The sequence below is a fragment of the Streptomyces sp. NPDC020958 genome (assembly GCF_055562175.1).
The window spans coordinates 346,935-371,196 of record NZ_JBVHFU010000005.1 but is presented as its reverse complement, the minus strand read 5'-3'; the positions used below and the strand labels follow the sequence as shown (position 1 = coordinate 371,196).

The following is a 24,262-nucleotide window of genomic DNA, read 5'->3' as shown; positions in this document are numbered from 1 at the left end:
ACTGTCCGTCAGATGGCGCCCACTGTCAAGGTGAACGGGGCGGCGGCCCCCGGAGGAGGATGGCGGGTTTCGGGAAGCCGGAAAACGCCTGCGCGGCGGCGCCGAAGCACCGCCGCGCAGACGCGTTGCGCCCCCACAGCCCCCCCACCCCGGGATCAGGCGGGACTTACCACAGCCGGGTGAAGTGCACGGCGACGTTGTCGTTGCCCTGCTGGAGGGCCGTCCAGGCGGAGCCGTTGACCTGAGCGGTGTTGCTCTGGGTCGAGGCGCCGTTGCCCACGGCGTTCTGCTGCGTGGTGGAGGAGTTGCCGTTGTTGTTGTGGCCGACCCCGCTGCCGACGACGCCCGCCACACCGGCGTTGGCGCTCGATCCGTTGTCCGCGACCGCCCCGGTGTCCGCTGCCGCCGCGCCGGCGAAGAGCGCCGCGGCGAGCGGGAGGGCGGAGACGGCGGCGAGGACGCGGGCGGTACGGGTGCTTGCCATGTTGTTTCCTCTCGGTGCCCGGCTGTGCCGGAAGTACGTCAAGTAAGGCTTTTTCCGGGGCAGTTGGCCGACCGCCTCGGGGTTGTCATCGACGTCGCGAGATCAGAATTGCCCACCGGGTCCCCGGCGAACAGCCCGGAAAGCCTTATTCGCCCTCAAGCGTGATGACAAGTCGATAAACCCCTTTCACCATCTTTTGTCGACTCTCGGGGCACTCGTGACCTCTCCGGACATCCGGCCCATCAGGCACCTCAAGAGGAGAACCGTTCCGGCACCCCTTCCGGGCGCCACCACCGGCCACGGCGTGTCACAGCGAATCCCCCTTTCCTTTTTCGAACGCACGTACGAACATGGAGGCATGGCCACCACCGACCGGCAGGCCACGACGCTGGCCCTCGCACACGCCCTGTCAGCCGCCGAGCGCGGCCTGTCCGTCATCCCGCTGTCCCGGACCAAGCTCCCGGCACTGCGCTCACCCCACCGTTCCGCACCCGACGACGCCCACCCCGGCCCACGGCCGGGGCCCACCCACCGCGGCACCCGCCCCCTCCCCGACGGCCCGGAACCACCGGCGCCGCCCTGCCACGGCGAGTGCGGCCGCCCCGGCCACGGGGTGTACGACGCCACCACCGACCCCGCCCGCATCCGCGAACTCTTCGCCGCCGCACCCTGGGCGACCGGCTACGGCATCGCCTGCGGACTGCCCCCGCACCGGCTGATCGGCGTCGACCTCGACGTCAAGTCCGGCACGGACGCCACCGGCGCCCTGCGCGAACTGGCGCTGCGGCACCTGTTCACCATCCCGCCGACGGTCGTCGTGCTCACGCCGAGCGGCGGGCGGCACGTCTGGCTGACCGGGCCACCGGACGCCGTCATACCCAACTCGGCGGGCCGGCTCGCCCCCGGTATCGACATCCGGGGCGCCGGCGGCTACCTGGTCGGCCCCGGCTCCCGCACCGACCACGGCGTCTACGCCACCGCTCCCGGCACCGCGCACCTGGTCCCGGCCCCCTGCCCGCCGTCCCTCCTGCGCCTGCTCCTCCCGCCCCCGCGCGCACCCCACCCCGCGACCCACCCCTCGGTCGGCAACCGGGGCCAGGGCCTGGTCCAGTTCGTCCTCGCCGCCCACGAGGGCCAGCGCAACACCCGCCTCTTCTGGGCCGCCTGCCGCGCCTACGAGAACGGCATCGGCCGCGCCCTGCGGGCCCCGCTGATCGACGCGGCGGTCCACACGGGCCTCACGGAACGCGAGGCCCGCGCGACGATCGCGTCGGCCGCACGGATGACGGGGCACCGGGCCTAGCGGCCTCCTGATGCGGCTGGGGGCGCCCCATTGGGCCCTCGGCCGTAGCGCGCCGAGCGGCCGGCTGGGATCGCCGTTCCGCACGGACATGAAGACCCTCGGCAAGCAGGGCGACAGGAAGAGCCGGACCGACGCCGAGGAGGCCCGCACGCCGGGGCGGGCGTCGCCCACCGCATGGCCGCCCTCGGGATCACCGTCGGCCACGCCGTGGAGCGGCCCGAGCCCCGGCAGGCGACCGCCGACCCTTTGCGTGCCCCCTGGGTGCCCGGCAGAACGGGGGACAAGGGGGAACGCCGGTGACCGAGGGGGAGCGCACACGCCGACGGCCCCCGACCGTCTTGCCTGGTCAGGGGCCGTTCGCATCACGCGGTGGGTGTGGGATTTGAACCCACGGTGACTCGCGCCACGACGGTTTTCAAGACCGTTCCCTTAGGCCGCTCGGGCAACCCACCTGCGCACACGCCCACCAGGGACGGAGCGGGTACAGACTACCGGCCTCGGACCTTGCGCGGGGCTCGTGGTCCACACGGGGTCCACAGAAGCGGCCTTGGAGCGGTGGCGAACGCCGGCCCCTGCAGTCACCTCAAGTTTCGCTCTGGAGTCTGCGAAGGGGCCACGGACACCGCCCGCCCCGGGGCACAGTGGGCACGTGATCACTCGATTGGGACGTAGGTGGAAGCTGCGGGGCGGAACCAGGCTACGTCGCCTTGCAACTGGTGCGGGCATCATCCTCGGGCTGATCGGCTACATCCTTCTGCTCCGGAAGGGGCCGTGGTGGCTCGACGGCTCCCACATCCGGCAGAGAGACCTGGAACCGACCGCCGGTGTGGTGATCACAGGTTTTCGAACGATGCTCGTTGCCCTTGGTGCTGCCGTAGTCGCCGGCCTCGGCTTGATGTACACGCATCTGAACCTCCAGCACACGCGTGACAAGGACCGGCAACAGGCCGAACTCACGCGTGAAGGGCAGGTCACGGAGCGCTATGTGGAGGCAATCAAGCTGCTTGGCTCCGACAGCGGGACAGAGCGACTCGGCGGCATCTACGCTCTCGAACGGATCATGAAGGACTCCGAGAAAGACCATCGGACGGTGGTGGAGGTCTCGCCTCGTTCGCACGCAACCGCTGTGAGCGCAGGCTGACACCCACATCGTCGACGTTGATGGCGAGCACGGCATCCTCACCTTCTCGAATTCGCCATCCCGAGACGGAATAGCGGCGTTAGAAGTCCTCTGCCGCCGCCCCAATCGGGACGAAGCTCATCGCGTCAATCTGCGCGATGCGACATTCATCGACTGCAACCTCTGCAGTATCCGGTTCCTTTCACGTGTACGCGCTGATCGTCCGGGTCAGGCCGATACGTCGTACTCGCCACCGTGCTGGATCCGTCCTGGTGGGAGAACCTCATTCTCCCCCGCTGGCCCAGCCGGTTGGAGCATCCGACGTGGAGGCTTAACCACCCCGGCAGCCCTGCTCAGCTCCGGTACCTTGGACAAACTCGCCATCCGCCTGACCGTTCCCCTCGCAGAACGCGGCCCCTCACTGGCTCGGCGATGTGTGCTGCGGCGGCACGAGCGCCAGCTCTCCGCCGGACGGAGTTCCCGCCTCCCTGCCGTGTGTCCGCCAGGTGGTGCCCCGCAGCAGCCGACCGAGAAACCAGTAGAAGCGGTCCGGCAGGAACACGGCATCCGCGACGATCATCGCGCCGGAGAAGAGCGGCAGGCCCAAAAAGAGCGCGATACCCAGGTGCATGCCCAACAGCATTGCCAGCACGGGGTACTTGAGTCTGCCGAAGAGGACGAACGGGAAGGCCACCTGCACCAGCACCGTCAGGTAGCAGACGATAGTGATGAATACGTCGTGTCGGTCCGCCATGGTGGAGAGCTCCGGCCAGGGCCGGAACACGTCGAGGTTCAGGGCGTAGTGAAGGGCACTTCCGTTGCCCCAGGTGGCGCCCTGCACCTTGTACAGGCCCGCGGATCCGTAGAGGAAGCACACCTGGGCGGCGATGACGAGCATGCCGCAGTTGTGCAACACGGCGACCACCGTCTGGCGTGCGTCGCGGAGGTGGCGTCGCAGCTCGCCGGACGGCTGGTCCAGCGGAAGCCGGTGAGTCCTGTCGGCGGATACCAGTCGGGCCCTGCGTGCGTCCAGGGACCAGCGTCGGCCGCATGCGGTGACGACGAGGTAGAGGGCCATGAGGAGGATGAGGTTGTCCCCTCCGTCCGTCATGAAGATCGCCCTGGCATGAAACGAGGCCACCACGACCGCGAAGAGCACGGACACCGCTCTGGTCCGCCAGCCCAGCATGAACAGTGCGGAGATGACGAGGGCCACCGTGTAGCAGACCTCGAAATAGGCCCGGCTGTCGGACAGGGTGAGGATGCTGGCCCACCCGGTCTGGTCGAAGAGTTCCCTGGCCAGTGCCGGCGTCCACGGTGAGCCGGGACCCCAGATCTCGTCGCGGTGGGGAAACTCGCGCAGCAGGAAGGCGAAGTACAGGAACCCGTACCCGATACGCAGAACCGCCGCGGCATACAGGGAGATCGGCTGTTCCAGCAGGAGGGTGAGGAGCGTGAGGATGCGGGTCGGCATGTGCTGCGACGCGTGTACGCCCGCCCGCTCGGTGCCGTGTCCGGGGCGCGAGGGCATGGTTGCCCCGAGCGGTGTCTGCTCAGCCTGCTGCATGGGGGGCCACCTTCCACCAGGGCAGGTAACGGGTGTCCGCGGGCTTCTGTGCTGCCGCGGCAGGTTCGGGGCCCACCGCTGCGGGCGCGGCGACGGGCAGGCCGACCACTCGCAGCTGGATGGACTCGAACGCGCCGTGATGCCGGGCGGCGACGCGCTCCGCCGCGATGTTGCACAGGTATTCCTGGATCATCACAGCGCGCTGGGAGTGCGGCCGATCGTCGCTTCCGTGCGTCTCGAGGTAGGAGGTCCAGGCCCGGCGCAGCATGTTCTGTGCGGTATGGCTCGGGAAGGGGTCGTGTCTCACCGCGGCTGTATCGACGGCGCTCAGGTCAAACCAGCCGCTGACCCGGACGGCGCCATCCGCAGCGGTGTGCATGGTCCGCGCAGAGATCCTCCGGTTGACCGACTCAGGGTCCGGGGCGAAGAGTCGCCAGTTCTGCTCGAACAGCGGGAAGACCCAGGCGTCGACCTGCCGGCTGTATCGCCGGGAAACGGGATTCGGTGGTGCCACCTCCAGGAACACCAAGAGCACGTGCACCAAGGTCATCGCCAGACACAGGACCACGGTGACTCGTACCCCGGCCCTGACGGCGATGGGCGGCTTCGACGGTGTGTCGACGGCAAGTGGTCCGCCGCCCCCGTTCTGTGCGGCTCGCCCGGCGACGGCCCGGTCTGACTCGTCGGCATCCGGTGACGCGACGCCGCCATGCACGGCCCCGTCCGGCCGGTCCCGCCCGACTTCTCTCACTTGTTTCTCCTGAGGTTCGCCGGCGGCGTGCGGCGGAATCGGTGACGATTCGCGCCGTACGCCGTCCGTCCTACTCACGCACGTGGGCGGTGGCCCCCGAGCACACACGCTGCCGGAGACCGCACGCGCGTGATCCAGCTACGCCGTCGCAGATCCCCAGGACGCGCTGGAATCGCTCCGGGCCGCGCTGACCCTCGCGCTAGGCAGGATCACAGCCGTAGCCATAGTCCGTGCCGCCCTGGTCTCCGTAGTCATCGGGCTTACCGGGCTTGCCCGGCTTGCACCCATGGCCGTTTCCACCGGTGGTGCCGGCGGTCGTCGAACCCGTCGTGCCAGCGGTCGTCGAACCCGTGGTGCCGGCGGTCGTCGAACCCGTGGTGCCGGCGGTCGTCGAACCCGTCGTGCCGGCCGTCGTCGAACCCGTGGTCCCGGCGGTCGTCGAACCCGTCGTGCCGGCCGTCGTCGAACCCGTCGTCCCGGCCGTCGTCGCGCCCGTGGTCCCGGCGGTCGTGGTGCCCGTGGTGCCAGCGGTCGTGGTGCCCGTGGTGCCAGCGGTCGTCGAGCCGGTCGTGCCAGCCGTCGTGGTACCCGTCGTCCCGGCGGTCGTGGTGCCCGTCGTCCCGGCGGTCGTGGTGCCCGTGGTCCCGCCCGCGCACTGTGGCCGGGTGATCGTGTTGGTGTCCAGCGTCACGGCACCGTTACGGGCCAGTGCCCGCCCGTCGATCGTTGCGCCTGTCGTGGCAGAGATAGACGTCAGGGCCAAGATGTTGCCGACAAAGGTGGAGTTGGTGCCGAGGGTTGCCGAACTACCGACCTTCCAGAACACATTGCACGGCGAGGCGCCGTTGATGAGAAGCACCCGGCTGGCAGACGCCGTCGTCAGACCCGAACCGACCTGGAACACCCAGACGGCGTTGGGGTCCCCCTGGGCGTCCAGGGTGAGAGTGCCGGTGAGCCCCAGAGTGGAGGAAGCGGTGTAGACGCCCGGCACCAGTGTCAGACCACCAGCGTCCGCAGGAAGGGCACCGTCGGTGGCCTGTCCGGCAGCGTCGTTGTACGCCGTGACCAGGTCGGTCTGGGCCTGGTCGGCCACGGCGTCCGCAGAGTGCTGCGCCCCGTTCACCAAACCAGGAGGGAATCCGGTGATGGACGTCCCCGGACTCACTCCTAGATCCCCGGTGACCACCGAGGGACCGGTGTTGGTGACGGCTGAACCGGCCAGTACCGCAAAGCTGTCCGCCGTGCCCAGCGGCACAGGTGTGGCGATGGCGTTTGCCTGCGTCGGCGTCACAGCGACTACCACAGCAGCGATCACCACAGCAAGTGCCGCCGCGATCCAGACCGACAACGTGCGCCGCAGCGGCGCGACAGGGATATTCAGCGTCATCGAGGGGCCAACTCCTGTGAGGGGATGATGAGGTATGTGGCGTTCTCAGTCGCGCAGAATCGCCAGGTTTCTGCCGCTGGCATATTTATCAGGAACATGGGTCGGGTTACGGTTCATCTGAATGGTTTCGCCAAACTTGACGAGCGAATCATGGAATGCCAGCAATACCTAGTGGGCCGAATGGCGTCAACTGTTCACCCGGGCGGGCGAGGACTACATCACCAAAAAGGACTGCTTCTCCAGGAGAGGCAGTCGGCCAGCGTCACCGGAACAGAGGACGTACCACAGGGAGATCATTCGTACCTGCGCGACACCACTGAGTACAGCCACCTTGCAGGTACCCCAAGAGCGGAACAATTCCGGCGATCTTCCGGGCAAAATGAGCCCGGTAGACCCAGGCTGCGGAATTATCCCCCCGCCGCGATCACGCCGCCGCCGGGTCGGAAAATTCGACGGTGGGACCGATTCAAGAGTACAGGACTACGCAACGCACGAGCACAGCCAAGTCGAATAAGTCATACTGATTCAATTGCATACTAGTTCCCTTTCGCCGGACCCGCAGAAGGCCGACTCCGGTGTTGCCAGAGCCGTTGCCTCGGTTCTCACCCACCGGGATAGCGCTCGCAGGTGGAGAGAAGCAGTACAGGTTCACCGATGCCGAAGGTAAGCGGACGCCTTCGCATCCGGCTCGTTCCGGGTTATCGGCATGCGGCCTTAGTGGCTGATCACCCCTACGAGTGACGGGAGGGTTAAAGAGTTTCGCAGGTGGAACAAATTCGTAGCAGCGCTGTGCGCGGATGCTCCGGATTCCGGTCACCTCGGATATCGTGACGGGCCGGGCCGCAGGCTGTATGCGTTCCCTGCCGTTCCACCGGTGTCCGCCATCGGATACGGGGCACACCCATATCAGCTGTGCCCGCTCCGCGCCGGCGTCGGACCGGACCAGTGGCTCCCGTTCGCCGGGAAACGCGACCTCTTGACTAACTCCAGGTCAATGCAGGGACGGCGATCCACGATCTGGTCCACGCCTGGTCCACACGCAGTGATCCACAACGCGACAGGGCCGGATCGGGGTGAGACAACCCCCATGCAGAAGGGGTGCCCCTCACTGCGGGACACCCCTTCTGACCAGGACGTCTGTGACCTGCGGAGGCGGTGGGATTCGAACCCACGGTGACGCTTTCACGTCACTACGGTTTTCGAGACCGTTAGGCCGCTCGGGCAACCCACCTGTGCCCCATCCCACCTGGAGTGGAGCGCGTACAGAGTGCCGGCCTCGACGGATCCGCGGGACCTTGGCCCGAACAGAGGTCCGCCGTGACGAGGCGCACATCGCGAAGCCCCGGCGTGGGACGCCGGGGCTTGCGCAAGGGTCCGATCCGGCCCGTCCTGCGGGCCGGGTGGGTGTCAGCTGTCGCCCACGCGGGATCCGAGGGTGAGGGTGACCGTGTGTTCCGAGCCGCCTCGCTTGTAGGTGATCTGCACCTTGTCCCCGGGCTTGTGGGTCCAGATCTCGCCGATCAGGGTCGGGCCGCTGTCGATCACCGAGTCGTCGAGCTTGGTGATGACGTCGCCCGGCTTGAGTCCGGCCTTGTCGGCGGGGCCGCCCGACTCGACCGCGGCGGCGCCGCCCGAGCCGGAGTCGGTGATCTGGGCGCCGCCCGACGAGTCCTCCAGGGACACCGAGGCGCCGATCTTCGCGTAGACCGGCTTGCCGGTCTTGATCAGCTGCTGGGCCACGTACTTGGCCTGGTTGATCGGGATGGCGAAGCCGAGGCCGATCGAGCCCGACTGCCCGGTGCTGCCGAGGCCGCCGCTGGACGCGGACTGGATCGCCGAGTTGATGCCGATCACCGCGCCGTCGGCGTCCAGCAGCGGGCCGCCGGAGTTGCCCGGGTTGATGGAGGCGTCGGTCTGCAGGGCGCTCATGTAGGACGCCTTGCTCGACGCGCTGCCGTCGCTGGAGGCGACCGGGCGGTTCTTGGCGCTGATGATGCCCGTGGTGACGGTGTTGGAGAGACCGAAGGGGGCGCCGATGGCGATCGTCTCGTCGCCGACGGCCACCTTGTCGGAGTCGCCCAGGGGCAGCGGCTTCAGGTCCGACGGCGGGTTCTTGAGCTTGATCACCGCGACGTCGTAGCCCTGCGCGTGGCCGACGACCTCGGCGTCGTACTTCTTGCCGTCCGGGAACGTCGCCGTCAGCTTGCCGCCGTCGAGGGCGTCGGCGACCACGTGGTTGTTGGTCACGATGTGGCCCTGGGTGTCGAAGACGAACCCGGTACCGGTGCCGCCGTCGCCGTTGGTCGACTCGGCCTCGATGGTGACCGTGCTGGGCAGCGACTTGTTGGCGACCGCCGCGATGGTGCCGGCGGCGCGCTTGACCTGGGTGACACCGCTGTCGGTGGACGCCGAGACGGTCGTGGAGCCGCTGTCGTCGTTGTTCTTGGCCAGCGTGTAGCCGAGCCCGCCGCCCGCGCCGCCCGCGACCAGTGCGGCCACCAGGACGGCGGCGATCAGTCCGCCGCGCCCGCTGCCCTTCTTCGGCGCGGGCTGCGGCTGCTGGTACGGCTGGTGCGGGTACTGCTGGTCGTAGGGCGAGCCCCAGCCGGCTCCGGCACCCGCCCCGGCGTCCGCGTAGGAAGGGGTCGCGGGCGGCGGGGGCGGCCAGGAGCCCTCGGGAGCCTGCGAGGGGGTGGTGTAGGGGTCACCCGCGGCCGGGGCGGGAGCGCCCTGGGGAGCCGGCGGAATCGGTGCGGTCGGCGCTTCCCCCTCGGACGCGGCGGGCTGCGGGGAGGCAGCGGGAGTCGCCGGCGGCACTGGAGGTGCGGACGGGGCCGGGGGTACCGGGTTGCCCTCGTTCTCGGTGCTCACAGCTTCTCTCCTCGGTCCACGGCTGTTCTTCTCGGTCGCACTCGGTCACGCTCGTTCACGCTTGCTGTCGGTCCGGCGCGATTCAGCTGTGCATGTGCTTTTGTATGCCGTCAGCTTTTCCCACAGGCCGTCAGAGCACCATAAGCGGTGGCTGTGGGTACACGGACAACCTTTATATAGGGCCTGTCCGACAAAAGTTCCCTTTGCCGGCATCGGGGATGCCCCCGGGTACCCCCTCGCGGTGGCACCATGTCGCGGTGACCCACGCACCACAGCATCGCATCCAGGTCGTCGCCCACCGCGGCGCCTCCGAGGACGCCCCCGAGCACACGCTGGCCGCCTACCGGAAGGCGATCGAGGACGGCGCGGACGCCCTGGAGTGTGACGTACGCCTGACCGCCGACGGCCACCTCGTGTGCGTGCACGACCGCCGGGTCAACCGTACGTCCAACGGCCGGGGCGCGGTCTCGGCCCTGGAGCTCGCGGAGCTGGCCGCCCTGGACTTCGGCGCGTGGAAGCGGGGGCCGGCCTGGCGGAGCCGGGACGAGGAGCCCGACTGGGAGTTCCGGCCCGAGGACCGCGCGGACACCGCCGTACTGACGCTGGAGCGGCTGCTGGAGCTGGTCGCGGACGCCGGGCGGCGGGTGGAGCTGGCGATCGAGACCAAGCACCCCACGCGGTGGGCGGGACAGGTCGAGGACCGGCTGCTGCTGTTGCTGAAGCGGTTCGGCCTGGACGCCCCCGTGACGGCCGCCGAGTCCCCGGTGCGGGTCATGAGCTTCTCCGCGCGGTCGCTGCACCGGGTGCGGGCGGTCTCGCCGACGCTGCCGACGGTCTACCTGCTGCAGTTCCTCTCGCCCCGGCTGCGCGACGGACGCCTGCCGGCCGGCGTGGGGATCGCGGGCCCCTCGATCCGGATCGTGCGCAACCACCCGGCGTACATCGAGCGGTTGAAGCGCAACGGCCACCAGGTGCACGTATGGACGGTCAACGAGCCGGAGGACGTGGATCTGTGCGTGGAACTCGGGATCGACGCGATCATCACCAACCGGCCCGGAGCCGTGCTGCGCCGGCTGGGGCGGTGAACCCGCGCGGGCGCGAGAAAAGGGATCTGAATACGTCTCAGATAAAGAGTCACGTAAGGACGTCTCGCACCTCTTGACCCGAACGCCCCCCTCGCCTCATCCTCGCTTCTCGGCCACACCACCGAAATCAAGCCATACGTAGCCGGGCCCGGGGGGTCAGGCGACGGCCCGTCACAGGGAGTGCTCCGGCGCGTTCGGTTCGTATTCGTCCGTGGCGAATGCGTCACCGGACCTTCTTTGGCCGGTTTCCGGTTCGGGCCGATGGGGCATCCACACCGTGGCGTGGGGCAAAGGAGGTCTCGGGGGTGGCGTTGGTGGTGGCACAGGAGGTGCCCACGTCGTCGAGCATGGCCGTACCCCATGGCCCTGCAGGCGTGGGGAAGGCGAGACACCGTATGCGCGATCAGTTGCGCACGGGCGGCCTTTCGGAATCGGTCATCGACGATGCCGTACTGATCCTCTCCGAGCTTTTGAGCAATGCGTGCAAGCACGGGCGTCCATTGGGGGACGCCCTGGCCGGGGACGGCGACGTCCGGGCCGCCTGGCGGGTGGACCCGCGCGGCCGGCTGGTCGTCGAGGTCACGGACGGCGGCGGGCCGACCCGCCCGGCCCCCATGACCCCGTCGGTCACGGCACACGGCGGCCGCGGGCTGAACATCATCACCGCGTTGGCCGACGACTGGGGCGTCCGGGACAACGCCCGGGGCGAGGTGACGGTCTGGGTCGTGGTGCACGAGGAGGCACGCGATCCGCACGGACGCGACCGCCGCGACGCCCTCACCGCGCGCGTCATGACGCCCTCGGGCCCGGGGACGGCCGACCTGGACTTCGCGGACGCCTTCGAGGACATGGACTGAGCTGCCGGACACGCCCGGTGCCGGGTACGTCCGGGTGCCGGGTACGTCCGGGTGCCGGGTACGCCCAGGTGCCGGGTACGCGTCCGGGTGCCGGGAACGCCCAGGTGCCGGGACAGGTCTGTCCCGGCCCGTTCGCCCCGGCGCCGCGTCCACCGCGAACCGTCCCCACCCCACTCTCCCCTCCCCGCTCCCCGCCACGGCTCCGTCCACAGGTTCCCGTGGTCCGAGGTGCGAACGGCTAGGCTCCCGCCAGTACGAGACGAGCCGTAACCGGGAGACAGCCAGATGGCCAAGAAGCGACCCCAGACGAAGGCCACGCGGCCGCAGCTCAGCGACAGCGAGATCCCGGTCGTCGGCGCCCGCGAACCCTGCCCCTGCGGCAGCGGCCGCCGCTACAAGGCGTGCCACGGCCGGGCGGCCGCGCACGCGGCGACCGAGCTGGTGCACCGCCCGTTCGAGGGGCTGCCGGGCGAGGGCGACTGGGTGGCGCTGCGCGAGCTGGTCCCCGCCGCCACCGTCGAACTGACCCTGAAGGACGGCCTGCCCGAGGGCGTCCCGTCGGTCACCCTCGCGACCGTGCTGCCGATGGCCTGGCCGGCGCTGCGCCGCGACGACGGCTCGGTCCTGCTCGGCCTGCAGAACGACACGGCGTCGGGCGACATCAGCCGCGACCTCGCCGACATCCTGCAGCGCGCCCTGGTCGCCGAGCCGGGCACCCCGGTACAGGGCCGGCGGGCGCCCGCCGACGGCCCCCGGCTGCAGGACCTGCTCGACCCGGAGGGCGCCTTCGAGCCAGTTGTGCACGAGGGCTTCGAGTTCTGGGTGCCGGACGCCGAGAACGCCACCCCGGACGTGGCCGCCTCCCTGGAGCGGGCCAACGCGGCGGCCATCCCGACCGTGAAGCTGACCGGCGTCGACAGCGCCTACTGGTGCGAGACGCCCGAGAAGAACCACCTGCGCTGGGTCATGCCGTACCCCGAGGAGCAGCTTCTGGACGCTCTCGCGCGGCTGCACGCGGCGGGCACGTCGAACCTCGGCGAGGGCACCCGGCTGGTCGGTTCCTTCCGTGCCCACGGTCTCACCGTGCCGGTCTGGGACCTGCCGAGCGGGGGCGGCGCGGCGGACGTGGAGAAGCCGGCCGCGGAGTTCGCCGAGCGGCTCACGACCGCTCTGGCCTCGACGGCGCCGCTCACGGCGGACGAGCGGCGGGCCCGCGGCGGACTGACCAACCGGCAGGTCACGCTCAGCTGACGAGCGGCGCGCACGACAGGCGTGGCTGACCGGCCGGTCAGCCACGCCAGGTGCGTCACCACGGGTGACTCCTGTCACAACTCCCCGACGGGGCAAGCAATTACGTGTCCGAATAGCCGAGATCGAATTTGCGAACCGCCGATCTCTTGTTACCGTCTCAGTAGCCCGGTTGCTGGTGCATCCCCCGTCGCCAGCAACCGGGCCTTTTCATGCCCGCCTCCGGTGTACGGAGCGCAGCCAGACGTCAACTTCCGCTTGACGCGTGGGTGTTGGCGCCGGGCGAGGCCCCGGTGGCGTTTCCCACAGCGGCCCCCGGGCCACCCCCGAAGGCATCCGCGGACGCGCCCGGCGCAGCACTGGAGTCGTCCGTTGAGTTGCTCGCGGAACGCAGCAGCAGCGGCCCGTCGCCGTCCCGCGCCGCGAACTCCGAGACGGCCGTGTAGTCGACCGGCGCGCCCCGGGTGTGCTCCCGGGGCGTCTCACAGGTCGCGGGCTCGTCGTCGGCGCCCGCGGCGCAGTGCGTCTGCACGGTGCGGCCGCGCGGCCCCATCAGGGTCAGCACCGCTTCCAGGTCCGCCCCGGTGGCGTTGCGGTAGTAGGTGCGCGCCCAGGTGTCCGCACCCTGGGTCATCACGCAGGTCTGCGCCTCGACACCGTCGGGGGAGGTGAGTTCGGGGCCGCAGCGGGCGGCGGTGGCCAGGCCGAGACCGAGCACCAGGGGGGAGCGGGCGGGCACCGGCAGCTTCGCGTCGTCGCGCCGGTCGGCCGGGCGTACCGCGGCGTCGCCCACCTGCCCTGCGGACGCCACGGTCAGCGGCAGCGCGACCGCGCACACCGCGACCCCCACCAGGGCGAGCAGACGTACGTTCATGTAGCGGAAGATAACGACCACAGCGGGACAAGCCGCGCTCGCGCGCCCGACATCCTTACAACTCGGGCGCGCTCACACCCGTACGAGTGAGGGCGTCGACCACGGCGTCCACCACGGCCTCCACGTCGGGCACCCAGGGGTTGGCCGAGCCGGGCAGCGGAGCGCGCTCCCAGCGGATGGCACCCTGGCCGGTCTCGGAGGGCGGCAGGGCGAGATAGCCGCCCTCGCCGTGGAAGCGGAGCGAGCCGGGGACGAAGTCCTTGGCGTACAGCAGCTCGCCCAACTGCTCCATCGAGTAGGGCTTGACGAGCAGCGCCCAGCGGGTGGGCGCCGCGACCACCGGACCGAGCCGCATGCCGCGGCGGTCGAGGAGGGTGAGCGCGCGGGAGGCGGCGAGGGCCGGCAGGCTGACCGCGCAGGGCGCGTTCCCGCCGGAGGCGCCGGTGGCGAGGACGATCGGGGCCGTCGGCCGGTTGCCCCACCACCAGCGGACCATGCGCTCGTCGGTGGTGGCGGCGAGCAGACCCGGGTCGAAGGGGTGCGCGCCGGGCACCGTGCACTCCGGGTCGGGGCAGCCGCAGCGCGCCCGGCCCTGTGGGTCCGGGGCCACACCGGGGAGTACGGGCCACTGCCATTGCGTCGCGAAGGTCAGGGCCGCGCCGAGAAACTCAGACCCCTTGTCATTGCGCTTGGACAGGAGCCTGCGTCGCCTTTTGAGGATCTCGCGCATGAGCGCTCGTTCCTTTCCGTTGCACCGCTGGCAACACCGAGGACCACATCACACCATGTGTCGATCACTTCACTGTGCGTACCTGTTGGCGCATCACACCCTTGCGCCGGGCAAGGGGAACCCCGGGGGGTCGAGCGGGGGCCGCACCCGCGTCCCGTACTGCCTCTATCAAAACCACGGACACGGCGTGGGGGTGGCGAAGTCTGGCGTTTTGCCGTTCCGGGTGTTTCTCTCCGCCTCCGCCACGGGAGGATGGGGCACGGTCGTCGATGGTTAAGACGCCCGGGTCCGTCGCCAGGTTCCGGGTGCTCCCCAACCACCCCTGGCCTTCACCGAGTACGTACCCATCACGACCGCTGTGACGCTCCGTGGAGCAAGGCCAGTCGACCGCAATGAACCGTTACCCGAGTCAGTTTTAAGCCAACTTTGCCTTTGCGCAAGGCTCCGGGAGACACCCTCACAAGGTCTCACGGACACCAGAGATCCCAGCAGGACAATGCTGGACATCTCCTTACGAGTGCGTGTACATGTGGAGACACTGCTAGCGGCGCAGAAAGACATGGGGGTTTGCGATGCTTTTGAGCAGTACGCACGGGTCTGAGAGCCGGACACGATGAGCGCCCCGCATCCTCCGAAAGTGGCTGGAATCGATTCAACGGTTCCCGCGCCCACCCACACTGTCGCGCCGATTCCCCCCGCCCCGGGCGCACCACCCGTCCCGAAGGCCCCTGCGGCCCCGGCCCCCGGCACCCTCCTCCAGGACCGGCTGGCCGGCTGGGTCTCCGACCTCACCACCCTCCATGAACTGACCGAACGGTTCGCCCGGACCGACGGACCCGAGACCGCCCTCCAGGAACTGCTGCGCGCCGGTGCCGCCCTCGTGGGCGCCCGGCGCGGTCTCGTAGCGCTGGAACCCGCCGACGCTGCCGGCCCGCACACCACGATCGGCCTCGGCCTCGGCCGCGCCGACCTCGGCCACCTGGAGACCGTCCCGCGCGGTGCGCTGCCGTACGACACCGGCACCACCGCCGAGATCGTGCACCCCGACCTGTTCGCCGAGGACGGTCTCGACCCCCGGCACCGCGAGGTCGCCCTCCGCCTCGGCTACGCCGCCAGCTACGCGCTCCCCCTCACCACCGCCGCCGGTACCCGTCTCGGGGCGGTCGTCTGGTTCTACGACGAGCCGGCCGAACCGCACGAGCGCCGACGGCACCTGGTCGGCCTGTACGTGCGCCATGCGGCCGAACACCTGGCCCGGCTGCTGGAGGTGGCGCGCACGCGCGCGTGCATGGCGACCATCGCCGAGGAACTGCTGCCCTCCCGGCTGCCCCGGGTGGCCGGCGTCCAGCTCGCCGCCCGGCACCGCACCGGCCCGCGCGGCGGCGGCGACTGGTACGACGCGCTGCCGCTGCCGGACGCGGCCCTCGGTCTCGCGGTCGGTTCGGTGACCGGCTCCGGACCGAGCGCGGTCGCCGCGATGGGGCGGCTGCGGGCTTCCCTGCGCGCGTACGCCGTGATGGAGGGCGAGGACCCGGTCGCGGTCCTCTCCGACCTCGAACTGCTGCTCAGGCTGACCGAGCCGGCCCGGTCCGCCACCGCCCTGTTCGCGTACTGCGAACCCGCGCTGCGCAAGGTCACCCTGGCCGGCGCCGGGCACAGTCCACCGCTGCTGATCGGCGCGCACCGCACGGTGTTCGCGGAGACCTCGGTGTCCGCGCCGCTCGGGATGCTCGCCTGCTGGGAGGCGCCCAGCGTGGAGATCCAGGCAGAGGCGGGCGAGACGGTTCTGCTGTACACCGACGGGCTGCTGCACCGTACCGGCGACCCCATGGACCGCGCCTTCGCCCGTCTGCACACGGCCGCCGCGAGCGTCCCCCGGGCGCTGCGCCACGACCCCGGGGCGATCGCCGACCACGTGCTGCGCACGGTGCTGCCCGACGGACTGGACACGGCCGACAGCCAGGAGGACGTCGTCCTGCTGGCAGCCCGCTTCGACTGACCGGACGGAAGACCAGGAGTCCACCTCGCCGGGAGTCCACCTCGCCGGGAGTCCTACGACCCTGGGACGCCGTTCGGTACGAACGTACGATGGACGGCATCCGCAGCAGTGTCGAGGAGGATGACGTGGCCGACGAGCTCACCCCGGAGACCCCGGAAGAGAGCGAAGAGCCGATCAAGCAGCGCAAGAACGGCCTGTACCCGGGCGTGTCCGACGAGCTCGCCGAGAGCATGAAGTCCGGCTGGGCCGACACGGAGCTGCGTGACCTGACCCCGGTGGAGCAGGCCGCGCACACCGCCCGCCGCCGCGCGGAGCTGTCCTCCCGCTTCCCGGGCGAGCGCCTGGTGATCCCGGCCGGCAACCTGAAGACCCGTTCGAACGACACGGACTACCCGTTCCGGGCGTCGGTCGAATACGTCTACCTCACCGGCAACCAGACGGAGGACGGCGTACTCGTCCTGGAGCCGAAGGACGACGGCCATGTGGCCACCCTCTACCTGCTGCCCCGCTCCGACCGGGAGAACGGTGAGTTCTGGCTCTCCGGCCAGGGCGAGCTGTGGGTGGGCCGCCGCCACTCCCTGACCGAGTCCGAGACGCTCTACGGCATCCCCGCCGCCGACGTACGCGAGCTCGCCGACAAGCTGCGCGAGGCCACCGGCCCGGTCCGGGTCGTACGCGGCCACGACGCCGGCATCCAGGAGGCGCTGACCGACAAGGTCACCGCCGAGCGCGACGAGGAACTGCGCGTCTTCCTCTCCGAGGCCCGCCTGGTCAAGGACGAATGGGAGATCGGCGAGCTGCAGAAGGCCGTCGACTCGACCGTGCGCGGCTTCGAGGACGTCGTGATGGTCCTCGACAAGGCCGAGGCCACCTCCGAGCGCTACATCGAGGGCACGTTCTTCCTGCGCGCCCGCGTGGAGGGCAACGACATCGGTTACGGCTCCATCTGCGCGGCCGGCCCGCACGCCTGCACCCTGCACTGGGTCCGCAACGACGGCCCGGTGCGCTCCGGCGACCTGCTCCTCCTGGACGCGGGCGTCGAGACGCACAGCCTGTACACCGCCGACGTCACGCGCACGCTCCCGGTCAACGGCACGTACAGCGAGCTCCAGAAGAAGATCTACGACGCCGTGTACGACGCGCAGGAGGCCGGGATCGCGGCGGTGCAGCCGGGCGCCAAGTACCGCGACTTCCACGATGCCGCGCAGCGGGTGCTGGCCGAGCGGCTCGTCGAGTGGGGGCTCGTGGAAGGGCCGGTGGAGCGGGTCCTGGAGCTCGGGCTGCAGCGCCGGTGGACGCTGCACGGCACCGGGCACATGCTCGGCCTCGACGTCCACGACTGCGCCGCCGCGCGCACCGAGACGTACGTGGAGGGCGTCCTGGAGCCGGGGATGGTGCTGACCGTCGAGCCGGGGCTCTACTTCCAGGCCGACGACCTCACCGTGCCGGAGGAGTACCGGGGGATCGGGGTCCGGATCGAGGACGACATCCTGGTGACGGAGGACGGGAACCGTAACCTGTCCGCGGGGCTGCCTCGGCGGTCGGACGAGGTCGAGGCGTGGATGGCTTCGCTCAAGGGCTGACGCGTGCGCTGAACGGCCGGGTACCGGGAGGTGCCCGGCCAGGCGCTCCGGTCGCGGCGTCACAGAGAAGGCAAGGCGTCCAGGAACAACGCTCCGGTCAGCAGGCCCGCGCTGCCCCTCGGGCTCCAGCCCTTCTCGTGCAGGTCCGTGTCCAGGGTGCGCAGTGCCGCCGCGCCCGCCGCTGTCGCCGTGCCGCCCGCCTCCAGTACTTCCCGTGCGCCTGCCTGGACCTGGCGCAGTCCCAGCGGGCCCGCGGTGTAGAGGAGTTCGGTGTCCTGGAGCGTGGACATCACGGTGAGGAGGGCGTCCAGGCGGGCCTCGTTCTCGGTGGCGCCCGCCCTTCGGGCCGTCGCCAGGGCCTCCACCGCGCGCCGGACGTGCGGGAACCCGGCCCTGGCCTCGCCCCTGGCGCCGGGCGCGCCGTACTTCGCGGAGATCGTCGCACCCCGTGAGGGGCGCTTGGGGGCGCCCTTGTCGTTGAACGCGGCGATCCCGCGGGCCGTCGCGGCGATCTCGCGGACCTTGGCCCGGGGATTCAGGGCGGCCGCGGCGACCAGGAGGCCGAGCGCCCACAGCGCGCCCTTGTGGCCGCCGCCGGCCAGGCGGACCGAGTGCTCGGTGCACCGGCCGATCGCGCCGAGTTCCGCCCGCAGCACCGGCGTGGGTGTGCCCGTGCGGCGGGCGGCGGCGGCCATCGCCGCGAGGCCGGGCCCGAGCGCCCTGGCCGACCAGCGCAGACTGTCGTGCTCCCGGCGCCTGCTGCGGGCGTCCAGGTCACGCGGGTCGGGCAGGCCCGGCTTGGGGGCCAGCGCCAGCTGACCGGTGAGCGCGGCCACGGCGGCCAGCGCCAGCGCGTCGTCCTCGCGACGTGTCATGTCCCTTGCCCTAGGCGGAGGCGGAGGCCGAGGGGGAGGCACTGTCGGTCGGGGTGCCGCTGCCGGTCGGGGCGCCGCTCGGCGGGGTGCCCGTGGGCGCGTCGCTCGGGGCACCGCTGGGAGGCGTCCCGCCCCCACCGCTGCCGGCGCCGGTGTTCTCCGCGTCCGGGTCGATGGCCAGGGTCAGGGAACCCTTGTAGCCCTTCGACGGATCCTTCTTGTGCACCGCCTTCAGGGTCAGCAGACCGCTGGCGGCGCCGCCGCCGTCGTACACCATGTCGTCGGCGAGGACGGTGTAACTGCCGGTGTGCTTCGCGTAGGGGTCGAGCGTGAAGATCTCCTCGGCGATGTCGTCGGCGAAGAACAGCTGACCGGTGTAGTTGACCGTGCCGCCCTCGTACGTGCCGTCCTCCTTCGCGCCGCCGGTGTGCACCTTGACGTGGATGTGGCAGGTGCGCGGGGTGTACCAGCCGGGGAAGATCGTCTCGAACTTGACGACCCCGTTGGCGCCCGCGAGCTGGTAACCGCGCAGGTAGGTCTGGTCGTCGGCGGAGTCGCCCTCCTCGCTCTCCGCGGGGGCGGAGCCGCCGGGGTTGGCGGTGGTGTAACCGGAGTAGTAGCCCCAGGCGTCGCAGTGCCAGATCTCGACCGCCGCGCCCTTGACGGGCGTGCAGCCGTCGGTGGCGTCCACGACGGTCAGGCGGAGGGTCAGCGGGACGCCTGCCTTGCCCTCGGTGATGTCCTTGCGCACCAAGGCACCGTCGAGGTAGTACGGGCCTTCCGTGACGCTGCTCATCAGCGTCAGGCACTCACTGCTGGTGGAACTCGCGGAGGCCGTGGCGTCCGCGTCGGTGCCGTCGGCGGTGTCGGCGAAGGCCGTCTGGAAGCCGGCGACCGCGAGGCCGCCGGCCGCCACCGTGCCGCCGGACACCACGAGGGCGCGACGGCGGGTGATCGACCTGTCTTTGTGGTTTCCCGTCATGGCCGACGAAGCTAGGAACCCCGTTTGTCAGGGGCATGGGCCGGAGCTGGCAGGGACCTGTGAACGCCCGGGAAGCCCCGGTCACAGAGCCGGGTCGTGGTGGTGCAGGATCCGCTGGAAGAGCCGGCTGTCCCGCCATTCTCCATTGATGTGGAGATACTGCGGGGCATCACCGATCGTCTCGAATCCACATTTCTTCAGCACGCGTTGTGACGTCGTGTTGTCGATGAGGGTGGACGCCTCGATCCGATGGAGTCCGACGACCTCCTCGGCGATCTCACAGACCCGTTCCAGCGCGGCGGTGGCCAGCCCGCGGCCCTGTTGGTCACCGGCCACCCAATAGCCGACGTAGGAGCTGCAGAAAGGACCGAGGGTAATTCCGGAAAGAGTGATCGCGCCGACGATCCCGCCGGTGCGGACCGACTCCATGAGCAGCGGCAGCATGACCCCGTCCGCGGCCTGTTTCAGCAGGCCATCGATGCGTTCGGTCTGACCGTCGACGGTGAAGAAGGAATCGGGTCTGACCGGTTCCCAGGGTGCGAGGTGACTGCGGTTGACGGCATACGCGGAGCACAGTGCTTTCGCGTCACCGAGAGCAATGGGCCGCAATATGACGTCGGGCAGGATGAGGCTTTCTTTGATCTTACTGAGAATCATGCGCGCACCCTAGCGCGCGGGTTATCCGGGAGCGAGAGTCATGCCGAAAGCAGGGAAGGATCTTTCTTCCACTTGAGGATCTTGTCGAAGCTGACCACCGTGCCGCTGCGGCCCGGTTTGCTGCCGATGTGGACGTGATCGGCGAGTTCTCTGATGAGACAGAGCCCCCGGCCGTGCTCGGCGTCGGGACGGGCGGGCCTTATGTCCTGGGTGCGGGCGAACCCGGGGCCGACCCCCGGCCCCGAATCGGCCACCTCGATACGGCACTTCTCGCCGTCCAGGTAGGCGGTGACCCGGTACGCCTCGGAGGGACGGCCGGCGCCGCCGTGCTCGACGGCGTTCGCGCAGGCCTCGCTGAGGGCGACGGAGAGGTCGTAGGAGATGTCCGGGTCGACGCCCGCCGTTTCCATGGTGCCGATCAGCAGCCGGCGGGCGAGCGGCACGCTCGCGGCCTCACGCCGCAGATGGAGTGACCACCAGATGCTCATGCTCCAGCCTCCCGGCCGCGGCTCGACATACCGATACCTATTGCCAGCTGTGCGCGCGTGTAAGCACTCCGTTCATGTGAGAACGCCCATCCGGGGGATGCGCCCGGGGAGGTTTCGGTGTATGAGCGGCTGGTTCGGCACAAAACGATCTTCCGCTTCTGCCTCTCCTTCCCCGTCGGCGAGCCGCCCGCCGCCCGGCCGGCCGCCTTCCGCTTCCGGCGCCGGACGGCTCCTGCGGGGCCTTCCGACGTCTCCGGCGGTAACGGAATCTTCCGGACCTGCCGTCAAGGGGGACCGGGTCCAGTGCGATGATGAGCCCGCCATGACTGCCCCCCGCCCGCGCGTCGCGCGCCCCGGAAGCGGACTGCGGCTCCCGCGGGCCGCGGTGTTCGCCGCGCTCTGCGTCATGCTGGCCGCGGCGGGGCACACCATGGCCTCCTGCGCGACCGTTCCGCTGTGGACGCTCGGGGTGGGCTTCCTGAGCACCATGGCGCTCGTCGCACCGCTGACCGGGCGGGCCCGCTCGCTGCCGGGGACCGTCGCCCTGCTGGCGGTCCTGCAGAGCGTGCTGCACACGCTGTTCGGGCTCGGCCAGCACGGCGGTACGGCGATGGCCGCCGGCTCCGCGATGTCCTCCGGCTCCTCGTCGCCCGCGGACGACGCGACGCTGGTCCAGCGGGCGGCCGAGCTGCTGTGCGGGGCCGGGGCGGCGCAGATCAGCCCCGCCCACGCGTACAAGATCCTCTCCGCGGCGCATCTCGGCACCTCCGGACCGGTTCCCGGCACCTCCGGCCCGGCCATGGACATGAGCGCGATGGCCCACGCGTCGGACGCCACCGGATCCTCCGCTTCCCTGCTGCCCTCCGTGCCGATGCTGCTCGGACATCTGCTCGCGGCCGTCGTGGCCGGGTGGCTGCTGCGGCGGGGCGACCTGGCGCTGCTGCGACTGCTCGACCTGTCGGCGCACGGGGTCACGGAGGGGGCGCTCGTACGTTCCCTGCGCGGCGCGCTCGCGCTGGCGTGCGCACTGTGCGCCGGGCTTGTCGCCGGGCCCGAGGCGCTCGCGCGGGGCGGTCGTGGCGCGGGCTGGGACGAACCGCCCGCCCCGCGCACCGTCACGCTCCAGCACTCCCTGCTCCGGCGCGGGCCGCCGACGGCCGCCGCACTCGACCTCGCCGCCTGACACGACACGACCAGAGCACTCCCCCGGGGTTCGTCCGGAGGGGCCGGCCGCCGTCGTGCGGCACGCCCGTGCGCGCTTCCCCCCGATCGCCGACGGCCGCCTGTGATGCGCCACCGACGGCGGACGGGACCGTGCGCGCACCCCCACCGACAGAACTCACTCAGAGTGGAGTGCTCCCCGCCATGAAGGCTTCTCGTATCGCCGCCGTCACCGCTGCCGCGGGTACGGCCGTACTCGCCGTCTCCTCGCCCGCGTTCGCGCACGTCAGCGTGCAGCCCGAGGGCACCGCCGCCAAGGGCGGTTACGCGGTCATCGACTTCAAGGTCCCGAACGAGCGCGACGACGCCTCGACCACCGAGGTCGAGGTCACCTTCCCCGCCGACCACCCGATCGCCTCCGTGATGCCGCAGCCGATGGCCGGCTGGAAGATCGACGTCACCAAGTCCAAGCTGGCCAAGCCGCTGGTGATGCACGGCGAGAAGATCGGCGAGGCGGTCACCAAGGTCACCTGGACCGCCACCGACGGCAAGGGCATCCAGCCGGGCTACTTCCAGAAGTTCCCGCTCTCCGTGGGCGCCCTGCCAGAGAACACCGACGAACTCGTCTTCAAGGCGCTCCAGACGTACTCCAACAAGGAGGTCGTCCGGTGGATCGAGGTCCAGCAGAAGGGCCAGGAGGAGCCGGAGAACCCGGCCCCGGTCCTCGCGCTGTCCGCCGCCACCGGCGACCACCACGGCACCGCGGCCGCCGAGGACACCGCCGCGGAGACCTCCGCCAGGACCGGGACCACGGCCTCCGACGACTCCGGTTCGTCCGGCGGCAGTGACACCACCGCCCGCGTCCTCGGAATCGTCGGCATCGTCGTCGGCGCCGCCGGGGTCGCCTACGGCGTCGCCGCCGGACGCCGCCGGTCCACGGGCTCCGAGGCCTGAGCGCCCTTCCGTATCGCGCACAGGGGGTCGTGCGAGGCTGTCGGAGTTCCGCTGCCCCGTAGCTGCCCCGTACGACCCCGGTGCGTGCCGGATCTCTCACATCTGGGACATTTCTCTATGCGCAAGAAGACGTTCGCCGCGGCCGCCCTGCTCGCCGCCGCCACCCTGACCCTCTCCGCCTGCGGCAGCGGCGACGACGCCAAGTCACCCGTCACCGTGGTCTCCGGCGACACCTCGAACAAGGCCGCGACCATCCTGGACCAGCCCTTCGAGAAGCCGGACCTGGTCCTCACCGACACCCAGGGCAAGAAATACGACCTCCGTGCCGAGACCAAGGGCCGGCCCACGCTGGTCTACTTCGGCTACACGCACTGCCCCGACGTCTGCCCGCTGACCATGAACAACCTCGCGGTCGCCAAGAAGGCGCTGTCCAAGGCCGACCAGGCGAAACTGCGGGTCGTGTTCGTCACCACCGATCCGGCCCGTGACACCCCGTCCGAACTGGGCAAGTGGCTGAAGGGCATCGACCCCACCTTCGTCGGCCTGACCGGCGACTTCGCCACCATCCAGGCCGGTGCCCGCACCCTCGGCATCTCCATCGAGCCGACCCACAAGGACAAGAAGACCGGCAAGGTCGTCTCGGTGCACGGCACCCAGGTCATCGCGTTCTCGCCGAAGACCGACGGCGGTTACGTCCTGTACGGCGAGAACGCCACCGTCGACGACTACACCAAGGACCTCCCCAAGCTGATCAAGGGGGAGAACCCGTGAAGCGTCCGGCGCGGACCGCGGGCCGTCCGGTCCTGACCGGGCGGCGGCTCGCCCTGACCGGAGTGGCCGCGACCGGTGCGGCCCTCGCGGGCGCGCTGGCACTCGTGGGCTGCGGCGGCTCGGGGGCGTCGGGTTCCTCGGGCGCCGTACTGTCCGTCGGCGCCTCCTACATGCCCCAGCCGGTCACCGCCGACATGGCCGCCGGGTTCCTGACGATCACCAACAAGGGCGACACGAAGGACGAGCTGACCTCCGTCACCAGCGACGCCGCGGGTGAGATCACCATGCACGAGACCGCCGGCGGCGCGATGCAGGAGGTCGGCTCCTTCGAGGTGCCCGCCCACGGTCAACTCGTGTTCAAAAGCGGCGGCAACCATCTGATGTTCGAGAAGCTGAAGCGCCGCCCGGAGCAGGGCGACACGATCACGGTGAGACTCAAGTTCGCCGAATCCGGTCCGCTCACCGTCGAGATGCCGGTGAGGTCCGCCACGTACAACCCGTCGACCGGACACTGA

General features: G+C 70.4%; 21 protein-coding genes, 2 tRNA genes and 2 pseudogenes. 12 read left to right on the top strand and 13 right to left on the bottom strand.

Annotation, left to right across the window (positions count from 1 at the left end):
* Window positions 1-166 precede the first annotated feature (166 nt).
* Window positions 167-484, bottom strand: coding sequence for a hypothetical protein (locus tag ACZ3KP_RS18645; protein ID WP_358971458.1), 318 nt, complete (start codon window positions 482-484; stop codon window positions 167-169).
* 358 nt (window positions 485-842) lie between these two features.
* Between ACZ3KP_RS18645 and ACZ3KP_RS18640 the strand changes: the two genes are divergently transcribed.
* Complete coding sequence (locus tag ACZ3KP_RS18640; RefSeq protein WP_467500800.1) at window positions 843-1,787, top strand: bifunctional DNA primase/polymerase; 945 nt, start codon at window positions 843-845, stop codon at window positions 1,785-1,787.
* Window positions 1,788-1,830: 43 nt separating this feature from the next.
* A pseudogene (locus tag ACZ3KP_RS18635) lies at window positions 1,831-2,030 on the top strand (hypothetical protein); the annotation flags it as partial.
* Between the two features lie 124 nt (window positions 2,031-2,154).
* Here the strand turns inward: ACZ3KP_RS18635 and ACZ3KP_RS18630 are convergent.
* Window positions 2,155-2,239, bottom strand: a tRNA-Ser gene (locus ACZ3KP_RS18630).
* A gap of 197 nt (window positions 2,240-2,436) precedes the next feature.
* On the opposite strand from ACZ3KP_RS18630, the gene ACZ3KP_RS18625 reads away from it, so the two are divergent.
* Entirely contained in the window at window positions 2,437-2,928 is a 492-nt protein-coding gene (locus ACZ3KP_RS18625; protein ID WP_467500798.1) for a hypothetical protein, read from the top strand.
* Window positions 2,929-3,325: 397 nt separating this feature from the next.
* Here ACZ3KP_RS18625 and ACZ3KP_RS18620 read toward each other — a convergent pair whose 3' ends face one another.
* The 5 genes from ACZ3KP_RS18620 to ACZ3KP_RS18600 form a co-directional block, all read right to left on the bottom strand.
* Complete coding sequence (locus ACZ3KP_RS18620; protein WP_467500962.1) at window positions 3,326-4,381, bottom strand: HTTM domain-containing protein; 1,056 nt, start codon at window positions 4,379-4,381, stop codon at window positions 3,326-3,328.
* 79 nt (window positions 4,382-4,460) lie between these two features.
* On the bottom strand, window positions 4,461-5,225 hold the full coding sequence (locus tag ACZ3KP_RS18615) for a DUF5819 family protein (protein ID WP_467500796.1): 765 nt from the start codon (window positions 5,223-5,225) through the stop codon (window positions 4,461-4,463).
* A gap of 199 nt (window positions 5,226-5,424) precedes the next feature.
* Window positions 5,425-6,612 carry an ice-binding family protein gene (locus tag ACZ3KP_RS18610; RefSeq protein ID WP_467500794.1) on the bottom strand — a complete coding sequence of 396 codons (1,188 nt, stop codon included), beginning with the start codon at window positions 6,610-6,612 and terminating at the stop codon, window positions 5,425-5,427.
* Between the two features lie 1,147 nt (window positions 6,613-7,759).
* A tRNA-Ser gene (locus ACZ3KP_RS18605) sits at window positions 7,760-7,855 on the bottom strand.
* A 164-nt stretch (window positions 7,856-8,019) separates the two neighbouring features.
* On the bottom strand, window positions 8,020-9,483 hold the full coding sequence (locus ACZ3KP_RS18600) for a S1C family serine protease (RefSeq protein WP_467500792.1): 1,464 nt from the start codon (window positions 9,481-9,483) through the stop codon (window positions 8,020-8,022).
* 257 nt (window positions 9,484-9,740) lie between these two features.
* Between ACZ3KP_RS18600 and ACZ3KP_RS18595 the strand changes: the two genes are divergently transcribed.
* The 3 genes from ACZ3KP_RS18595 to ACZ3KP_RS18585 all read left to right on the top strand — a co-directional run bounded on the left by ACZ3KP_RS18595 (window position 9,741) and on the right by ACZ3KP_RS18585 (window position 12,676).
* Window positions 9,741-10,568 (top strand): glycerophosphodiester phosphodiesterase, encoded by an 828-nt coding sequence (locus ACZ3KP_RS18595; protein WP_467500790.1) that lies wholly within the window; start codon window positions 9,741-9,743, stop codon window positions 10,566-10,568.
* A gap of 218 nt (window positions 10,569-10,786) precedes the next feature.
* On the top strand, window positions 10,787-11,425 hold the full coding sequence (locus ACZ3KP_RS18590; RefSeq protein WP_358971517.1) for an ATP-binding protein: 639 nt from the start codon (window positions 10,787-10,789) through the stop codon (window positions 11,423-11,425).
* Between the two features lie 285 nt (window positions 11,426-11,710).
* On the top strand, window positions 11,711-12,676 hold the full coding sequence (locus tag ACZ3KP_RS18585) for a DUF5926 family protein (RefSeq protein WP_467500788.1): 966 nt from the start codon (window positions 11,711-11,713) through the stop codon (window positions 12,674-12,676).
* A 367-nt stretch (window positions 12,677-13,043) separates the two neighbouring features.
* Here ACZ3KP_RS18585 and ACZ3KP_RS18580 read toward each other — a convergent pair.
* Window positions 13,044-13,547, bottom strand: a pseudogene (locus tag ACZ3KP_RS18580) (hypothetical protein); the annotation flags it as partial.
* A 55-nt stretch (window positions 13,548-13,602) separates the two neighbouring features.
* Window positions 13,603-14,277, bottom strand: coding sequence for a bifunctional DNA primase/polymerase (locus ACZ3KP_RS18575; RefSeq protein WP_358971523.1), 675 nt, complete (start codon window positions 14,275-14,277; stop codon window positions 13,603-13,605).
* A 613-nt stretch (window positions 14,278-14,890) separates the two neighbouring features.
* Between ACZ3KP_RS18575 and ACZ3KP_RS18570 the strand changes: the two genes are divergently transcribed.
* Both ACZ3KP_RS18570 and ACZ3KP_RS18565 read left to right on the top strand, forming a co-directional pair.
* On the top strand, window positions 14,891-16,276 hold the full coding sequence (locus tag ACZ3KP_RS18570; protein WP_467500785.1) for a PP2C family protein-serine/threonine phosphatase: 1,386 nt from the start codon (window positions 14,891-14,893) through the stop codon (window positions 16,274-16,276).
* A gap of 89 nt (window positions 16,277-16,365) precedes the next feature.
* On the top strand, window positions 16,366-17,859 hold the full coding sequence (locus ACZ3KP_RS18565) for an aminopeptidase P family protein (RefSeq protein WP_467500783.1): 1,494 nt from the start codon (window positions 16,366-16,368) through the stop codon (window positions 17,857-17,859).
* A gap of 59 nt (window positions 17,860-17,918) precedes the next feature.
* Here the strand turns inward: ACZ3KP_RS18565 and ACZ3KP_RS18560 are convergent, their stop codons facing one another.
* The 4 genes from ACZ3KP_RS18560 to ACZ3KP_RS18545 all read right to left on the bottom strand — a co-directional run bounded on the left by ACZ3KP_RS18560 (window position 17,919) and on the right by ACZ3KP_RS18545 (window position 20,861).
* On the bottom strand, window positions 17,919-18,734 hold the full coding sequence (locus ACZ3KP_RS18560) for a triphosphoribosyl-dephospho-CoA synthase (RefSeq protein ID WP_467500781.1): 816 nt from the start codon (window positions 18,732-18,734) through the stop codon (window positions 17,919-17,921).
* Window positions 18,735-18,744: 10 nt separating this feature from the next.
* Window positions 18,745-19,716 carry an intradiol ring-cleavage dioxygenase gene (locus tag ACZ3KP_RS18555; RefSeq protein WP_467500779.1) on the bottom strand — a complete coding sequence of 324 codons (972 nt, stop codon included), beginning with the start codon at window positions 19,714-19,716 and terminating at the stop codon, window positions 18,745-18,747.
* An 81-nt stretch (window positions 19,717-19,797) separates the two neighbouring features.
* Entirely contained in the window at window positions 19,798-20,373 is a 576-nt protein-coding gene (locus ACZ3KP_RS18550) for a GNAT family N-acetyltransferase (protein ID WP_467500777.1), read from the bottom strand.
* A 38-nt stretch (window positions 20,374-20,411) separates the two neighbouring features.
* Window positions 20,412-20,861 (bottom strand): ATP-binding protein, encoded by a 450-nt coding sequence (locus ACZ3KP_RS18545; protein WP_132888277.1) that lies wholly within the window; start codon window positions 20,859-20,861, stop codon window positions 20,412-20,414.
* 322 nt (window positions 20,862-21,183) lie between these two features.
* On the opposite strand from ACZ3KP_RS18545, the gene ACZ3KP_RS18540 reads away from it, so the two are divergent.
* The 4 genes from ACZ3KP_RS18540 to ACZ3KP_RS18525 all read left to right on the top strand — a co-directional run bounded on the left by ACZ3KP_RS18540 (window position 21,184) and on the right by ACZ3KP_RS18525 (window position 24,262).
* Window positions 21,184-22,044 carry a hypothetical protein gene (locus ACZ3KP_RS18540; protein ID WP_467500774.1) on the top strand — a complete coding sequence of 287 codons (861 nt, stop codon included), beginning with the start codon at window positions 21,184-21,186 and terminating at the stop codon, window positions 22,042-22,044.
* Between the two features lie 182 nt (window positions 22,045-22,226).
* Window positions 22,227-22,976, top strand: a complete 750-nt coding sequence (locus tag ACZ3KP_RS18535) for a YcnI family copper-binding membrane protein (RefSeq protein WP_467500772.1) — start codon at window positions 22,227-22,229, stop codon at window positions 22,974-22,976.
* 117 nt (window positions 22,977-23,093) lie between these two features.
* Window positions 23,094-23,747 carry an SCO family protein gene (locus tag ACZ3KP_RS18530; protein ID WP_467500770.1) on the top strand — a complete coding sequence of 218 codons (654 nt, stop codon included), beginning with the start codon at window positions 23,094-23,096 and terminating at the stop codon, window positions 23,745-23,747.
* A 53-nt stretch (window positions 23,748-23,800) separates the two neighbouring features.
* Complete coding sequence (locus ACZ3KP_RS18525) at window positions 23,801-24,262, top strand: copper chaperone PCu(A)C (protein WP_467500960.1); 462 nt, start codon at window positions 23,801-23,803, stop codon at window positions 24,260-24,262.